Source organism: Gilliamella sp. B3022 (assembly GCF_028751545.1).
Classification (GTDB): domain Bacteria; phylum Pseudomonadota; class Gammaproteobacteria; order Enterobacterales; family Orbaceae; genus Gilliamella.
In genome coordinates this window covers 373,245-389,921 of record NZ_CP071867.1, presented here as the reverse complement: position 1 = coordinate 389,921, position 16,677 = coordinate 373,245, and the positions used below count along the sequence as shown (strand labels likewise).

Annotated in this window: 15 protein-coding genes; 6 read left to right on the top strand and 9 right to left on the bottom strand. The window is 33.7% G+C overall.

The window, feature by feature from the left end; genetic code table 11:
* Window positions 1–13 precede the first annotated feature (13 nt).
* From mdoH to J4T76_RS01645, 5 genes are all read right to left on the bottom strand, one after another.
* Window positions 14–2,371: a glucans biosynthesis glucosyltransferase MdoH gene (gene mdoH, locus J4T76_RS01665; RefSeq protein WP_267354439.1), complete on the bottom strand. Its 2,358-nt coding sequence runs from the start codon at window positions 2,369–2,371 to the stop codon at window positions 14–16.
* An 18-nt stretch (window positions 2,372–2,389) separates the two neighbouring features.
* Window positions 2,390–3,952 (bottom strand): glucan biosynthesis protein G, encoded by a 1,563-nt coding sequence (locus J4T76_RS01660; RefSeq protein ID WP_267339394.1) that lies wholly within the window; start codon window positions 3,950–3,952, stop codon window positions 2,390–2,392.
* Window positions 3,953–3,969: 17 nt separating this feature from the next.
* Window positions 3,970–4,635, bottom strand: a complete 666-nt coding sequence (locus tag J4T76_RS01655; RefSeq protein WP_267339393.1) for a hypothetical protein — start codon at window positions 4,633–4,635, stop codon at window positions 3,970–3,972.
* Between the two features lie 154 nt (window positions 4,636–4,789).
* Window positions 4,790–5,026: a YecH family metal-binding protein gene (locus tag J4T76_RS01650; protein ID WP_267339392.1), complete on the bottom strand. Its 237-nt coding sequence runs from the start codon at window positions 5,024–5,026 to the stop codon at window positions 4,790–4,792.
* A gap of 190 nt (window positions 5,027–5,216) precedes the next feature.
* On the bottom strand, window positions 5,217–7,157 hold the full coding sequence (locus J4T76_RS01645) for an exoribonuclease II (RefSeq protein WP_267355715.1): 1,941 nt from the start codon (window positions 7,155–7,157) through the stop codon (window positions 5,217–5,219).
* Between the two features lie 137 nt (window positions 7,158–7,294).
* Here J4T76_RS01645 and J4T76_RS01640 point away from each other — a divergent pair, with 137 nt between their 5' ends.
* Window positions 7,295–8,068: an alpha/beta fold hydrolase gene (locus J4T76_RS01640; RefSeq protein WP_267345258.1), complete on the top strand. Its 774-nt coding sequence runs from the start codon at window positions 7,295–7,297 to the stop codon at window positions 8,066–8,068.
* Window positions 8,069–8,100: 32 nt separating this feature from the next.
* On the opposite strand, the gene J4T76_RS01635 is transcribed toward J4T76_RS01640, so the two are convergent.
* Genes J4T76_RS01635 through J4T76_RS01620 form a run of 4 tightly spaced genes read right to left on the bottom strand, consistent with a single transcriptional unit; the run spans window position 8,101 to window position 9,877 of the window.
* A complete protein-coding gene (locus tag J4T76_RS01635; protein WP_267339389.1) occupies window positions 8,101–8,424 on the bottom strand; it encodes a type IV pilus modification PilV family protein in 324 nt (107 codons plus the stop codon).
* On the bottom strand, window positions 8,417–8,854 hold the full coding sequence (locus J4T76_RS01630) for a DUF2509 family protein (RefSeq protein WP_267339388.1): 438 nt from the start codon (window positions 8,852–8,854) through the stop codon (window positions 8,417–8,419). The genes J4T76_RS01635 and J4T76_RS01630 overlap by 8 nt, the downstream gene beginning before the upstream one ends.
* Entirely contained in the window at window positions 8,823–9,437 is a 615-nt protein-coding gene (locus tag J4T76_RS01625; RefSeq protein ID WP_267339387.1) for a prepilin peptidase-dependent protein, read from the bottom strand. The genes J4T76_RS01630 and J4T76_RS01625 overlap by 32 nt, the downstream gene beginning before the upstream one ends.
* Window positions 9,395–9,877 (bottom strand): prepilin-type N-terminal cleavage/methylation domain-containing protein, encoded by a 483-nt coding sequence (locus J4T76_RS01620; RefSeq protein ID WP_267355713.1) that lies wholly within the window; start codon window positions 9,875–9,877, stop codon window positions 9,395–9,397. The genes J4T76_RS01625 and J4T76_RS01620 overlap by 43 nt, the downstream gene beginning before the upstream one ends.
* 215 nt (window positions 9,878–10,092) lie before the next feature.
* Here J4T76_RS01620 and dapD point away from each other — a divergent pair, with 215 nt between their 5' ends.
* The 5 genes from dapD (at window position 10,093) to btsR (ending at window position 16,485) form a co-directional block, all read left to right on the top strand.
* The gene (dapD, locus tag J4T76_RS01615; RefSeq protein ID WP_267339385.1) at window positions 10,093–10,917 is read left to right on the top strand and encodes a 2,3,4,5-tetrahydropyridine-2,6-dicarboxylate N-succinyltransferase; all 825 of its coding nucleotides are present in this window, start codon (window positions 10,093–10,095) and stop codon (window positions 10,915–10,917) included.
* A 104-nt stretch (window positions 10,918–11,021) separates the two neighbouring features.
* Window positions 11,022–11,513: a YajQ family cyclic di-GMP-binding protein gene (locus J4T76_RS01610; protein WP_267339384.1), complete on the top strand. Its 492-nt coding sequence runs from the start codon at window positions 11,022–11,024 to the stop codon at window positions 11,511–11,513.
* 231 nt (window positions 11,514–11,744) lie between these two features.
* Window positions 11,745–14,018, top strand: coding sequence for a beta-glucosidase BglX (bglX, locus tag J4T76_RS01605; protein WP_416380589.1), 2,274 nt, complete (start codon window positions 11,745–11,747; stop codon window positions 14,016–14,018).
* 53 nt (window positions 14,019–14,071) lie between these two features.
* The gene (locus J4T76_RS01600; RefSeq protein ID WP_267354435.1) at window positions 14,072–15,772 is read left to right on the top strand and encodes a sensor histidine kinase; all 1,701 of its coding nucleotides are present in this window, start codon (window positions 14,072–14,074) and stop codon (window positions 15,770–15,772) included.
* Complete coding sequence (gene btsR, locus J4T76_RS01595; RefSeq protein WP_267339381.1) at window positions 15,766–16,485, top strand: two-component system response regulator BtsR; 720 nt, start codon at window positions 15,766–15,768, stop codon at window positions 16,483–16,485. The genes J4T76_RS01600 and btsR overlap by 7 nt, the downstream gene beginning before the upstream one ends.
* Window positions 16,486–16,677: the final 192 nt, after the last annotated feature.

Here is a 16,677-nt window from a genome sequence, read left to right as displayed (position 1 = left end):
GCCCTATTTTTTATTATTGACGTTCATTTTGCCATAAAGTGAATAAATTGTCGTACTTTTCTTGCTGTTGCCAAATATGCTGATGTAATTCAGAAAGAATTATTGGGTCTTCTAAAATTGTTAATTGTTGTTCTTTATTGATTTTTTCTAAATCAACTTGTTTGAGTTGCTCAATTATCTCAAGACGTCTTTGCTCAATTTTTATGTTTGGTAAATGACGAGAAGTAGACAATGCGCAAGCTAAAGCATTGTAAATGGGATCAACTAAAGCCATGATAAAACCGTGTTCAACAATATTCGCTTCTGTTTTAACTAGACATTTTCCCGTATTGGTTACGACTTTCGTAGGATGAGTTTCTTCTGGAGTTAAAAATAGACCGAGTTTTTGGGCTTTTATTCCAATACTTGATAATCCTGAAACTCTGATCACTAAAGGCGAAATAGTCAGTGGAATTAGAATAGCGATATACCAATAAGTAAACTGAGGATTTAACCAAATAATCACACCAAGCCAAACAATGCCTAATAAAGAAAGAGGCCAACAAAAATAAAAAGACTCTCCCCATGTTAGGGCATCGTCGTTTCTTGAAGGTGACTTCCATTGAATTTTGCTGCCTAACCATGCTTTAACCACAAATTTACTGTGGAATATCATACGTATTGGGGCTAATATCATCGACCATAACATTTCGATAAATATCGATAGGGTAAGTTTAAAAATGCCACCCACATCTTTAGCTCCTGTGCGAGCGATGATAATGCCATAACTAAAGAATTTTGGTGCAAATAATAATACCATCGTTGTAGATAACAATTGTAATGCTAAATTTTCATCCCATCTTGGCCATGTCGGATAAAATTGATTAGGTTGGAAAAAATATTGTTGATCGGATAAGTTAAAAACTAATAGAAGAAGCGTTGAAAAGAATAAAAATATTAACCACAATAAAGATGAAATATAAGCCATCCCACTAGTTAAAAACATTACTCTATGAGTTAAAGTGATCCCACTTTTAAAAAGCAATTTTAAATTAATTAAGTTACCCATACACCAACGGTTATCTCGTTTAAGATCTTCTATCATATTGCCTGGTAGTTCTTCGTAACTTCCATTCATATTATAGGCGATCCAAACTCCATAGCCAGCGCGTCTCATCAATGTAGCTTCAACAAGGTCATGAGACAAAATGTGAATTGGTCCTTTACGTTCTTGAAGTGGGGATAAAATACAGTGTTCAATAAAAGGTTTTAAGCGAATCATGGCATTGTGTCCCCAATACTGAGCTTCGCTGAGTTGCCAAAAGTGAGTACCAGCACAAAAGATATCACTGTAAATCTGATTGGCAAATTGTTGGATTCGACCATACAGTGTCTTCATTCTAACTGATTTCGGCGGTGACTGTAATATGCCCGCTTTAGGTGTCATTTCCATCATGGCAATCATCTTTAAAATACAATCACCCGTCATGATGCTGTCAGCGTCAAGTATCAACATATATTCATATAAATGTCCCCAGCGTCGACAGAAGTCATCGATATTACCACTTTTACGTTTTACTCGACGTTTACGATGTCGGTAAAAAATATTACATCCGTTATTCTCCTTTTGAGCATTAAAATCTGACCATGCTTTTAATTCATTTACATAAAGATCGGGATCATTCGTATCGCTTAAAATATAAAAATCACAGTAATCAGCATGCTCGGTTTCAACTAAAGATTGATAGGTTGCTTGTAATCCCGCAAAAACTCGTGCTACATCTTCATTACAAATTGGCATAACTAATGCTGTACGATGTTTCGCATCAATGTGTTTCGTTGCATCTTTTGGGATCTCAATAGTATAACGGTCTTTTTTTATTACAGCTAAAATCAGTCCCATAATACTGGTCCAAAAGCCTATTGAAATCCAGGCAAACAAAATAGCAAACAGAAAAATAATAAACCCTTGTATAATATATGGAATGATGCTATATATGGCTAATTTAGGATTATTTACCCAATTAGCCATAAAATTGATTTTTTCCCAACTTTGATAAGGCAATAATGTCGATAGATAAGTCGTTCCGAAATAGGTTTGAATCACAATTAGTGCAAACATTATTAAGCGACGGATAACCGCAATGAGATTAACTTTATCTTTGAAATTAGCTTTATAGCGTTTATTCCATGTTTGTGGTTGAATCGAAACTCGTTCAACTTTAGGGTAACTGGGTTGCTGATTTCTTTCATCAATGTAATTTGATGTATCGCCAATTTGATTTAGGCGATATTTCAGAAATTCAGTATCATTTGGTGCAATTTCATTGTTTTTTAATTTCTGACGCCAATCATCAGCGCCAGAAAGTGTAGCAAAGTAATCTTTTTTCATTATGTTATCTTATTATCGTTATTGCCCTGGATATTGACCACTCCATGTCTCAGATAAAATCTCATTCGTTTTCTCTGAAGCTAATTGAACACGAATATCCGTTGGTTTTTTATTGTCTTGAACATTGAACCGTATAAGAACTCTCCAGCCTTTTGTGACTGAATTATATTGTACCTCAGAACTCACAATCGATCCGTTATTAATGCTTGATATTGCTCTGACCGGTTCTTGTTCTGATAATTTAGGACCGGCAAAGTCAATAACATAAGCGTTTGAACCATCAAGTTTACGGATTAAATTTGCCTGCTTTATATCACCTAATGATAATCGAGTGCTAATTGCTCTAGCTACATTATCTGGATAACGTTGCTTTTCATTTAATGAATAATGCAATCGATACTTAATATCAAGACTATCACCGGCTTTGTAATGTTTTTCAGGTACCCAGAAAGAAACGATATTGTCATTTGTTTCATCAGCAGTTGGAATTTCAACCAATTCAACACGACCTTTTTGCCAATTGCCTAAAATTTCTGTCCACACGCTAGGGCGCAGTTCATAATGATCATCAAGATCTTGGTAATCCTCAAATCCGTTATCTCGTTGAATCAATCCAAAACCTTTAGGAGCATCAAAACTATATGATGAAAAAGATAAGCGTTTTGGATTATTTAATGGTCGCCATATCCACTCACCACTGTTAGATAAAATAGATAACCCATTAGAGTCGTGCATTGCTGGTCGATAATTTAATAAAGGAGATGGCTGATTTGGACCAAATAAATACATACTTGTCAAAGGGGCGATACCGAGTTTTTTTACCGAATCGCGGAAAAATATTTTAGCTTCAACCGTTATTGTTGTATCTATACTTGGTACTAAAATGAGCTTATAAGCGCCTGTTACGCGAGGTGAGTCAAGTAAAGCATAAATGACTAAATGTTTTTGTTTAGGCAATGGTCTTACGAGCCAAAACTCCTTAAAACGAGGGAACTCTTCACCAGTCATCTCTCCGGTATCAATGGCTAATCCTCGAGCGGACAATCCATATCGTTGACCTTTTCCTACTGCTCGGAAATAACTGCCTCCAAGCGCTGTAAAAATTTCATCATCGGTTTTAGTTGGATTGTTTATTGGATAATGAACCTTAAATCCGGCAAATCCAAGTTTTTTTGTGTCTAGATTTTCTAATCCTGCTTGACTTAAATCAAAATAACTTGGGTCGTATTTAATTTCATTAACTTGATTATTGACAATTTCATTGATTTGAACGGGGGTGTCAAAATACATCCCTTCATGATAAAACTCTAATTTAAAACGATTTTTTTTGTCATTCCAATAAGCTTTTTCATGATTAAATTGAATTTTCTGATAATCAGCAAATTGTAAAGCCGCTAACTCATTTGGTATGTTTTTAGATGGTTGTACATAACTTTTCTTTGATAGTTTTTCTGCTTTAGTAATAACATCGTTAAACGAAAAAGCTGATGAAGAAAAACTAATAAAAAGAGCTGAAACTAAGCAAAGCATTTTGCAAGTTACTGTTTTACTAAACTGACTGATTGGTAATAAATTATACATAAAAACTCGCATTCGGGTTAACGGAAAATATTTAGATAATTGATAATGTTATTCTTAGGATCATTCAGACACTTTTCCATAAATTCTGCCTTCATTTCTTGAAGAATACTTGGATTTTCATCAATCAAAAAGTGAGTATAGTTATCCTTGAGAATTTTAGTATGTAAAATTGATAAGTCTTCTTTATTCATTTTGAATAACGTCTGAAAAGTAGAAGTTTTGTTATTATTGTTTGTATAAATAGCTGCAATAAAATCAGCTGAAAGGTCACAATAGTTGTTGATATTCGCTTGTGTAGTATTGATTTTGCTTAATTCAATTTTGTGCTCTATTTGATTATTTTCAATAATTTTTTTAACTTGAAAATCATATTTTAATTTATAATATTGATGAAGATAAAAATTTAAAACACACGCTGATTGGTTCTTGTCATTAACACAGTCTAGGATACCTTCATTTGAAATGTATTCGTTAAAATTTTTTGATTGAACCAGTTTTTGTAATTGATCTTTTGCATCAATCACATATGGGTTATTCGATTCTGTTTTTTGCATTAATACAGATAATCGATCCGTTTCAGTCTGTGAAGGTTCTACATTTTTAACGGATGTAACCGATTTATGCGCACAACTGGCAATAAAAATAGGAACAATTGCGCATATAAAAATATTACTTAATTTCATATATAAATTCCATGAATATATTTTTCGAGTTGTAATTTTAGGGCAGGCTAATATCTGCGCGAAATTATATACTCATATTCTATTAAATACACCATACGATTAATTCAAATGTGTAAAAAAAAGCATTATGAACAGTCACTAATATCTTACAAAGTTAATGACGACAGATTTTTGTTTCGTTGACTGTAAATCCAGAATTATTAGCAGGTTTGAATTTACCCTTTAACTTTAAAAAGCAGATGAGTTGTTCTGCATTCATATTAGCTTCAGAGCAAGTGTGAAATTTAGCATTTTTCCCAAATTTTGTTTCAATGGCTTGAAGAAGAGATGATTCTGTATAGTTATTACCAGCCATCATTTGTAAGACTTCATGTCCATGAATTGATAACATAGCACCCTCTGAATCTTGTTTATTTTAGTTGATAAAAATATTTTAATGGATGAAGAAAGATATCAGATATTATTAAGAAAAAAAAGAGGTTGAGCGTTAAAATATCATCAATTATTAGTTAGGCAACCCCTATGTAATATCAGGGGTTGCAAAATCAACAAGATTATTGTGAATTCAATTTTTTATGCCATTATTTATCGGTAACTAATTTAACAATTATTGATTGATTCTCTTTTTTAACTTGGTGAATTTTAACGGTAAGGGTATCGGCAAGTTTATAACAGATATTATTATTAATTTTAATGACGCCCTCATCAGGAAATGAAACCACTTCTTCTCGAGTTGGATGAATCATTGAGAGTGGTAAAAACACAAATGCACCAATATCCGTTAAACGCAGACGAGCACCTCCGCGGTTGATATCGACAATCTCCGCAACAAAGTTATCACCAATTTTATCTGATAAGTATTGAACATAAAGATTTTCAGCGATATCTCGTTCAGCATAGCGTAATAATTTACGTCTTTCATTGATGATCTTTAGCTGCTCGTTGTCGGGTTTATTCAAAGAATGTGAACGTAAATAATTTTTAATTAAACGATGATTAACCATATCCCCATATTTGCGTATTGGTGATGTCCAAGTAGCGTAAGCATTCAATCCTAAGCCAAAATGAGGTTGTGGTTCAATTGAAAAATCGGCCGAACTTTGACATTTACGGAGCCGAGCTGATAAAAACGCATCATTATCGATCATTCGTCGTAATTTAATGTATCCATCGAAAGACAATAATGATTCTTTATTAAATCCCTCAATACCATGATTGGTGAGAACTTTCAAAATTTGATCAATAAATTTAATGTCAAAACCTGAATGAATATTGAATATACCAAATCCGATTTTATTAATAAATTGCAATGTTAAGGCTTGATTGGCAATGATCATTACTTCCTCAACAATTTGACTGGCAATACGACGAGATTCTTTATTGATAGATTTGACATGACGATTTTCATCAAGCACAAAACGATAATCATTGCTGTCTTTGAAAACAAGTGCATTGTTTTGTCGCCAGATAGTTCTTGTTTTTGCCAAATCTAACAATGAATTCAGTTGCTCGGGTAATGTTGCGTTATTAGATAGCAATTCATCAGCATTTTCTAAGAAATCTGAAACATTATTATAAGAAAGCTTTGCTTTTGATTCGATAAATGCTGTCATAAAAATGATGCTATTTTCATCTATATTACCGTTTACATCGATATTAATATTGCATACTAACGCCGGTCTTTTTTGGTTTTCTTTTAAAGAACAAAGGTTATTGGCTAACTCTTCAGGTAGCATTGGAATGTTAAAATCAGGTAAATAAGTTGTGAAGCTTCTTTGTTTAGCGATCTTATCTAATTGACTGTCTTGTGAAATATACGCTGTGGGATCGGCAATAGCGACTTTAAGTTGGTAATTACCTTGCTCGTCTTTTGAAATGGCAATGGCATCATCCATATCTTCTGTATATTCACTATCTATGGTAAAAAAGTTTATATCGGTTAAATCTTGACGATTAATCAGTTCATTTTCATCAATGGTTAATGTATCCGATTGTGGGGGATTCGATTCTAAATTATGTCGGGCTAAAGTTTTTAACCAAGGTAGATAAATTGAACCATTTTCAGCCACAAAATGCGTAATTTCTGCTAAAAAATGATTTTTACCTTCTTCTAGAGGATGAGAAATCAATGTGGCGACTACCCAATCTTCATCTTTGAGATTCTCTTGAATCTGTTTATTATTTTTACATCGAATGGCTAAATTTGAAGGCATGTTTTCAGGATAAATAACCATTGTTTGTTCTTGAAAACCGATTTTTCCTATAAATCTTTGTAAGGGACTTTCTATTAGTGATTCAGGTTCAAAAAACTTTTTATCACCATTTTCAATTACTGTTCCAGATACTTTATCGCCATTGCACACGGTTTTCATTTTATTAGCTGTAATGAAATAACTGGTTTTATTGTCGACGTCTAAAAAACCAAATCCTTTCTCATGGGCTCGGACAGTACCTTCAATACGCGGTGTTTGTTGATGAAGTTCTTGCTTAAGTTGTGCAAGTAGCGGATTATTATGAAACATACGATTTAACACTTTTTTAAAAACTGTTTTAATATTTTATCATAGTTATGAAGATTGTTGTTATTGAATTAATTGTTGGTGAATTTAGCATTAACCATATATTATTCATATTTAAATATAAAATACTAAGTTGAAAGATGAAATTAAATTATAAATTGCAAGGTAAAGGGCAACCTGTTGTTTTTCTGCATGGCGTGTTTGGTAGCTTAGATAATTTAAATCAGCTGGCTGGCGGTCTAGTATCTGAATATCTAACATTACAAGTTGATTTGCGTAATCATGGCCAATCACCTTGGTCAGACCAAATAAGTTATCCCGCAATGGCGCAAGATGTGGCTGACCTTTGTCGCGAACTTCAATTAAAAGATATCATTTTGATTGGGCATTCTATGGGGGGAAAAGTAGCGATGCAATTATCACAAGTTATCCCTGATCTCATCCAAAAAATAGTTGTGATTGATATCGCGCCAGTAAAATATAATGGATCACCTAACGCGATTATATTACGATCTTTAATGTATTGCCTTAATAACCAGATTACCGATAGAAAGCAAATTATGGCAGTTATGCGAGAAGCGGGTATTACTGACGCAATTTGTCTTTTTTTATTAAAATCTTATAAAAATCAACATTGGCTATTTAATTTAAATGCCATCAATGATCAATACGCAAACATTTGCGACTGGCAAATCATACCAGCTAATGCGCCATGTTTAAAACCGATATTATTTATTCGTGGAGGAAATTCGGTTTATTTAGCTGAGAAATATCAAAATACTATTTATGCTCAATTTCCCCATGCTGAAATTGTAACTATTTCTGGCGCAGGGCATAACGTGCATGCTGAAAAAACACAGGAAGTTTTACAACTTTTACAGGATTGGTTGAATTGCTCATTGAGTTCCGGATAATTTTTGTGTTTTTTATGGTAAAATTTTGGCAGTTAATGGCAAAATAACCGTTGTTGATTGACTGACTTATAATTCATTGGTGTCACAGTAACAAAAATCATTTTGCATCTGATGTTATATTGTTCACTTTTTAGCGTATATTGCCAATCATTTGGAATAATATCGTTGGTAATCTCGGGATAACTTTCAAGCAGTTCAAACGCTATTTGTTCTGCTTGTAACTGATTAGAAAGATAATGGTATTGATAAATTAGTGATTGTTGATAACCTGTAAAACCAAGAATGACAATTGAAAATAGTAAACTTGCTATCATTACTTCAACTAAGCTAAATCCCATAATATTTTTATTATTCACAATCACTGCTTCTTTTCTCCGGACAGTAATCTAACCAATGACCTTTTTCTACAACAAGTTTTGTACCATTTAAATGTGCAAGCGAATATAAAAAGAAACCATCAGCTTCACTTCGTAAAAGTTGATAATTATCTACTTTTAGCAGTGATTTTTTTACACAAGCTTTTAAATGGTATTTTGAGTCTGTTAAGCATTGCCAATGTTTTGTTGGTGTTTGCCAATCCTGTGTTAAAGCCCAATTCAATGCTGAACTTGCTTGATTAAACTGTCGATAATAGCGATTTTCCATAACAACAGTTTTCTGCCAAGAAATCAGTAATAGATTAAAATTCGTTAATAAGAATAATCCAATGACCATTAAAATAACGACCATGATAATAGCGCTAAAACCATTTTCATTATTCTGATGCAGTCTTAAATAGATTTTCATTTTTGATTATTTTTGTTATTTGATATTTAACATGTTTGTGTTTTTTTAATTCAGCTCCAATTGATAATTCAATTGTGTTATTTTTCTGTTTGATATCAAATTTTGTTACTTTAATTTCAGCAGGATCGAATAATTTTTCCCATTTGGTCTCTTTGCAATTTACTGCTCCAGTTCTGTATTCAACATTATTATTTTTGAAACGGTAAGTAAATATATCCGAATTGTTTAAGTTCCAAGGATCGTCGATCCAATCATGGCGAATTTCACTATCATATCGAATAATCATACAGTTTAGAGAGCCAACTATTTCAAAAGCACTTTTTTTCATTTTAGTTGGATCATCGGCAATAAATCCCGCTCGTTTGATGTCTTTTGATAAACCAACTAATGCTTGCTTAATAGTTTGTTGCAAATGCATTATTTGGTAATGATGCAATGTATTTTGTTGTAATTTATTATAAAAAGATGTTATCCCTATCACAATCAAACTTACTAAAGTAATGCTAATTAACATTTCATATAATGAAAATCCTAACGCCTTTAACATGGCGGTAAACTCGGTAAATAACTGTTCAACTGGCAAAATCGAATACGCCCACGGTATGAGACAAAAACTTTACTTTTACCAATTTCATTAGATAGCTCTAAGGAAAATGATTGTGCCATATTGCGTCTTCCCCAAAAATAAATATGTTTTTTTTCAGTTAATCCACTAATTTTTACAGTATTATTTGGTTTGATAAATTGCAATGCACCTTGTTTACAAGATGTGGGGCGTTCTTCGGATGTAATGGTTAAACACCAAGGAGATGAAAAAACAAAAAGTTTATAATTTTGATTTTCGGTATAAGCTTTTACCTGAACTTCATTTAAAAAGTGAGCCAATTGTTGTGTTGTTGAAACTAATTCATTACGAAGTTGAATAGCTTTCCAATGATGAATTCCCACAGTTGCAAGAATAGAGCTAATGCCTATAACTATTAAAAGTTCGAGTAATGAAAAACCTTGAGCATGCATAATCATTTTTGTGCTTAAAACTGATATGGATAATTGTACAATTTACTCTACAAATGTTTTTTAGGAAGGAAAAATCTGTGTGATTTGTTCCAAATAAATTGTATTTTTTTCTCACTGAACTTATTGGCGATGACAAACCACTTAAAAAGCAAGGAAGATTATATTATACTGTTTATCCATTTTATATTTAGTAACGGACTTATAAGTAAAGGAAACTCGAGATGCAACAATTACAAACTATTATCGACGCAGCCTTTGAACGCCGCGCAGAAATCACTCCATCAAATGTTGATGCAGTAACACGTGACGCAATTAATCAATGTATCGCTTTATTAGACAGCGGTAAGATGCGTGTTGCGGAAAAGATTAATGGCAATTGGGTGACTCATCAATGGTTAAAAAAAGCGGTGTTGCTCTCTTTCCGTATTAATGAAAACCAACTTATTAATGGTGGTGCAACGAATTATTACGATAAAGTACCATTAAAATTTGCCGATTATGATGAAGCTCGATTCCAGCAAGAAGGTTTTCGTGTTGTGCCATCCGCTATTGCGCGTAAAGGTGCTTATGTGGCACGTAACACCGTTTTAATGCCATCTTATGTTAACATTGGTGCATATGTTGATGAAGGTACTATGGTTGACACTTGGGTAACAGTTGGATCTTGTGCACAAATTGGTAAAAATGTCCATTTATCAGGTGGTGTGGGTATTGGTGGTGTATTAGAACCATTACAAGCTAATCCAACAATAATTGAAGATAACTGTTTTATTGGTGCACGTAGTGAAATCGTTGAAGGTGTGATTGTTGAAGAAGGTAGTGTAATCTCAATGGGCGTATTTATTGGACAGAGCACTAAAATTTATGATCGTGCAACAGGTGAAGTCCATTATGGTCGTGTACCAGCAGGTTCAGTTGTAGTGTCAGGTAACTTACCCACTAAAGATGGCAAATATAGCCTATATTGTGCAGTCATTGTTAAAAAAGTAGATGCAAAAACATTAGGTAAAGTAGGTATTAACGAACTACTACGTACTATCGATTAATTTAGCTGTCATCGTCTTTACATGCCGCCTAATTAGAAAGGCGGCTGATATTTTATTCATTCTTAAATCTAATTATTTTTATAACCATTATAAGAGGAGAGTTTATGCCTTCTTTTGATATTGTCTCTGAGATACAAATGCCTGAAGTTAAAAACGGCGTTGAAAATGCTACACGAGAATTGGCAACCCGTTGGGATTTCAAAAACGTTGAAGCATCGTTTGAATTAAATGAAAAAAATGAAACAATCAAAGCGACAAGTCAATCTGACTTCCAAGTACAACAATTGCTCGATATTTTACGTGATAAGTTAGCCAAGCGTGGTATTGATGGCGGTGCTTTAGAAATTCCAGAAGAAATGGAACACAGTGGTAAACTGTACAGTATGACTGTTAAGCTTAAACAAGGAATTGATAAAGAGTTAGCCAAGAAAATTGTAAAGACCATTAAAGATAGCAAAATAAAAGTACAGGCTCAAGTGCAAGGTGAGCAAGTACGAGTTACGGGTAAATCTCGGGACGATTTACAAGCTACTATGACTTTAGTGCGAAATGGAGAATTTGGACAACCATTCCAGTTTACTAATTTTAGAGACTAATCAAAATTAATGTTCATTTTTGTCGACGTTAGTCGACAAAGTTAACCTTTAACAAATAAATTTATTGTTGTCAAAAAGTTTGAGGTTAACTATACGTTTTAGTATAAAAATTTAAAATAACCATTGCTAAAGCGTCTTAAATATGAAAATCAATGCTTATAAAGTAAGATTTTCTTCAATGAATGCGTTATGCTATTCATTAATCTATCCTCTTAAATAAAAAATATTATGATAAAAAAAATAGCGACACTTTTATTTCTTATCGCCTTTTCTGGGAGTCTGTTAGCACAACAAACTCAAAGCGAAGAAAAAAAACGCTTTATTGATGATCTATTATCCAAAATGACCATTAAAGAAAAAGTTGGTCAACTGCGTTTAATTAGTGTGGGTGATGAACAGACACTTAGCAAGACGCTCGATGAAATTGAAGCAGGAGAGATTGGGGGAATATTTAATACCATTGTCGAACCTGATCTATCACAGATGCAAGATCGCGCTTTAAAATCCCCCAATAAAATTCCACTATTACTGGGTTTTGATATAATTCATGGTCATAGAACAGTATTTCCTATCAATTTAGGCATAGCCGCAACTTGGGATCGTCATGCCATTGGTAAAGTGGCTGACGTCTCGGCTGATGAAGCCACATCCGATGGATTAAATATTACTTGGGCTCCTATGGTTGATATTACCCGAGATCCAAGATGGGGGCGTGTTTCTGAAGGTTTTGGGGAAGATCCTTATTTAACGTCAGAAGCTGGACGGATTTTTGTAGAAAAGATGCAAAAACAATCGTTGGCAGATAAAAAATCGTTAGTGACTTCGGTTAAGCATTTTGCTCTTTATGGAGCTGTTGAAGGGGGACGTGAGTATAACAGTACTGACATGAGTGAACGTAAAATGTTCCAAGAATATTTGGTGCCTTATAAAGCGGCTATTGATGCAGGTAGCCGTGCTGTTATGGTTGCGTTAGTCAGTGTTAATGGTATTCCAGCAACAGCTAATCACTGGCTCTTAACGGAAATACTTCGTGATAAGTGGCATTTTAATGGTGTTGTAGTGAGTGACCATGGTGCAATACGCGAACTTATTAATCATGGTGTGGCAAGCGATCCGAAAGATGCCGTGCGTGTTGCTATTAATGCCGGGATTGATATGAGCATGAACGATGAATATTTTTTACAATTTTTACCCGAATTGATTAAAGAAGGTGCAGTTACTGAAGCTCAAGTTAATCAGGCTTGTCGTCATGTACTCGAACTTAAATATGATATGGGATTATTTCATAATCCTCACCGAAATTTAGATCCTCACTTAGATAGCACTACCATGTTTGCTGATAACCGTTTGCATCGTCAAGAAGCAAGAGAGGTTGCTCGTCGTAGTATTGTCTTATTAAAAAATAGCAATAACATTTTGCCAATCTCTAAAAATGCAAAGATTGCTGTAGTGGGTCCGTTAGCTGATTCAAAACGTGATATTTTGGGTAGTTGGTCAGGGGCAGGTCGAGCTGATTTAGCGGTAACACCACTAGAAGGCATTAAACATGCGGTGAATAATGTCCATTCAGTAAATTATGCCTTTGGAGCAAATCTATCAAATGATGCTAATTTATATCGCTTTTTAAATTTATATGAACAAACGACCAAATTTGATAATCGACCTGCGGATAAAATGATAGATGAAGCGGTTCTAAAAGCAAAAAAAGCCGATGTCATAATTGCATTTGTTGGTGAAGCTCAAGGTATGGCGCACGAGTCATCAAGCCGAACAGATATATCTTTACCAATTAGCCAAAAACAGTTAATTAAAGCTTTAAAAGCGACAGGTAAACCATTAGTGATTGCTTTAATGAATGGACGTCCATTAACATTAAACGAAGAGTATGCCCAAGCTGATGCTATGCTTGAAACATGGTATTTAGGCACAGAAGGAGGTAATGCTATCGCTGATGTATTATTTGGTGATTATAACCCTTCGGGAAAATTACCTATCTCTTTTCCTCTTAATGTTGGGCAGATCCCTGTTTATTATAGCCATTTAAACACGGGGCGACCTAGGGGAATTGAAAATATGGGTAAATATACAACTTCCTACTTTGATAGCCCTAACGAACCATTATTCCCATTTGGTTACGGTTTGAGTTATACCAATTTTAACATTGATTTTGTTCTGTCCAACACTGAAATGACTAAGAACAGTGAGATTATTGTCACTGCTAATGTTGAAAACATTGGCGAAAGATCAGGAACACAAACAGTACAACTGTATTTACAAGATATTACTGCATCGGTCAGCCGTCCTGTCAAGCAGCTTGTCGGTTTTGACAATATTACGTTAAAACCGCATGAAAAAGGTCAAGTAAAATTTGTCATCAAATATGACATGTTAAAATTTTGGAATGATAAAATGCAATATGTTGCCGAATCGGGTAAATTTAATGTGTTCGTTGGTTTTGACTCGACAACTCAGAATAAACAGACATTTTCTTTATTAGATAAATAAATCGGCAATCTTTTATCGAAATTTTTTGACCGTTTCGATTTGGTAGCAATATTATGTTCGAATTTGATCTTGTCTTACAGCTACTAGAACAAATGTGTGTTTACTTAGTGATTGCTTATTTGCTAAGTAAAACACCAATTGTTATTCCTCTTATGCAAGTTACTGTACATTTACCTTACAAACTAGTTTGTTATTGTATCTTTTCTTTATTTTGTATTATGGGAAGCTATTTTGGCTTGCATATTGAAGACACGATTGCCAATACGCGAGCGATAGGCGCTATTTTGGGAGGACTTCTTGGTGGACCAATTGTTGGATTACTTGTTGGTATTACAGGTGGATTTTATCGTTATTTAATGGGCGGTATTACTGCTGAAAGTTGTATGTTATCAACTATTTTAACCGGTTTATTAAGTGGTCTGGTTCACTACTTATTAATGAAAAAAGGACGGGTCGATCTTATCTACAATCCTTTTTTAGTTGGTATTTTAGGATTATTGGTTGAAACACTTGAAATGACAATAGTGCTAGCCATTTCTCGACCCTTTGATGTCGTTTTGCATATAGTTAGAAGTATTGCCGCACCGATGATAATTGCCAATAGTATTGGAGCGGCGATGTTCATGCGGATTTTATTAGATAGACGGGCAATATTTGATAGATATACTTCAGCTTTTTCAGCCAGAGCATTAAAAATTGCTGTTAGTACTGAAGGTTTGTTGCGCGATGGTTTTAACCAGTGCAATAGTACTAAAGTTGCTCAAATCATTTATCAGCAACTTGATATTGGTGCGGTATCAATTACTGATCGAGAAAAAATATTAGCTTTTATAGGTATTGGGGATGATCATCATAAACCAGGAACACTAATAACCTCTAATAGCACTTTTAAGGCGATTGAAAGGAATGAAGTACAATATCTTGATGGTGCACATCAACCTTATCAATGTTCCATAAGTAAAGGTTGTCGCTTAGGTTCAACACTCGTTATACCACTGAGAGGTGAAAATAATACTGTTGTTGGTACCATTAAACTGTACGAAGCAAAAAATACCTTATTTAGCTCAATAAATCGAACTCTCGGAGAAGGTATAGCCAGCCTATTATCCGCCCAAATTCTAGCCGGTAAGTATGAATACTATAAACAACTGCTTTCCAAAACAGAAATTAAATTACTGCATGCGCAAGTGAATCCTCATTTTTTATTTAATGCTTTAAATACTTTGCTTGCAGTCATTCGCCGTGATAAAACACAAGCTTCGCAATTAGTGCAAAATTTATCTACGTTTTTTCGAAAAAACTTAAAAATGACCGAAGAAATAGTCACTTTAAAAGATGAGCTTGAGCATGTTAACGCCTACCTACAAATTGAAAAAATGCGATTTATGGATCAATTGACTATCGAAATTGATATCCCATCCGAATTAGAATGTGTACAATTGCCGGCGTTTTCATTACAACCCATTGTTGAAAATGCAATAAAACATGGTACTTCACAATTGATCGGAGTAGGAAAAGTAATTATACGTGCTTATGACAAGAGTCAATCAATAATAATAGAAATTATTGATAATGCAGGTAATTATTGTGAAAATAAAAAAGATAACCATGGATTAGGTCTAAATCTTGTCGATAAACGGATCAAGATTCGTTATGGTGAAAAATACGGTATCAAGATAGAATGTAAATCGGATGAATATACGAAAGTGATGTTAATCTTGCCGTTGCAAAAGGATACGAAGGTTCAATGCTAAAAGTTATTATTGTTGATGATGAATTACCCGCACGCGAAAATTTACGTTGTTTATTAGAAAACGATCCTCAAATTTCTATTATTGCTGAGTGTAATAATGCTATGGAAGCAATACGTGAAATTCATCGTCTGCAACCTGATGTTGTTTTTTTGGATATCCAAATGCCAAAAATAAACGGCATTGAAATGTTATCTATGCTTAACCCACAAACCATGCCTAGGATCGTATTTCTAACGGCTTATGGCGAATTTGCTATCAAGGCATTTGAAGAACAAGCCTTTGATTATCTCCTTAAACCTGTTGAGCAAGAAAGATTAAATAAAACTTTACATCGTTTACATCATCAAAGCTTATCAAGAAAGATCAATGAATCAGAAGAGATAAATCAGAATCTAAAATACATTCCATGCATTGGGCATAATCGAATTTATTTATTAAACCTAGAGGATGTCTTTTATGTTTCATCGAAAATCAGTGGGATTTATGTTTTCAATCAATCCAATAATGAATATTACACAGAATTAACCTTAAAAACACTTGAAGACAAAACACCTTTAATTCGCTGCCATCGACAATATCTTGTTAATTTAAAAAAACTTAAAGAAATCCGTTTTAATGATGCTGGCGGTGTAGATGTAATTTTTATCAATGATATTTCTGTTCCGGTTAGTCGCCGTTACCTAAAATTTCTTAAAGCCTTGTTAAGGCTATAACAACTGACTTAAAAGCCTATTGATTGATGTTTATTTTACCGCTTAATGTCTAATTTTGACCACTCATAGTCTTAATCCAACCTAAAACTTAAATAATATTACTATTTTTATACATTAAAACTTACTATGTTCTCCAACATAAAGGACCTTTAGTTGATAAATTAAGTCATTGAAAAATGATAATTTAATCTT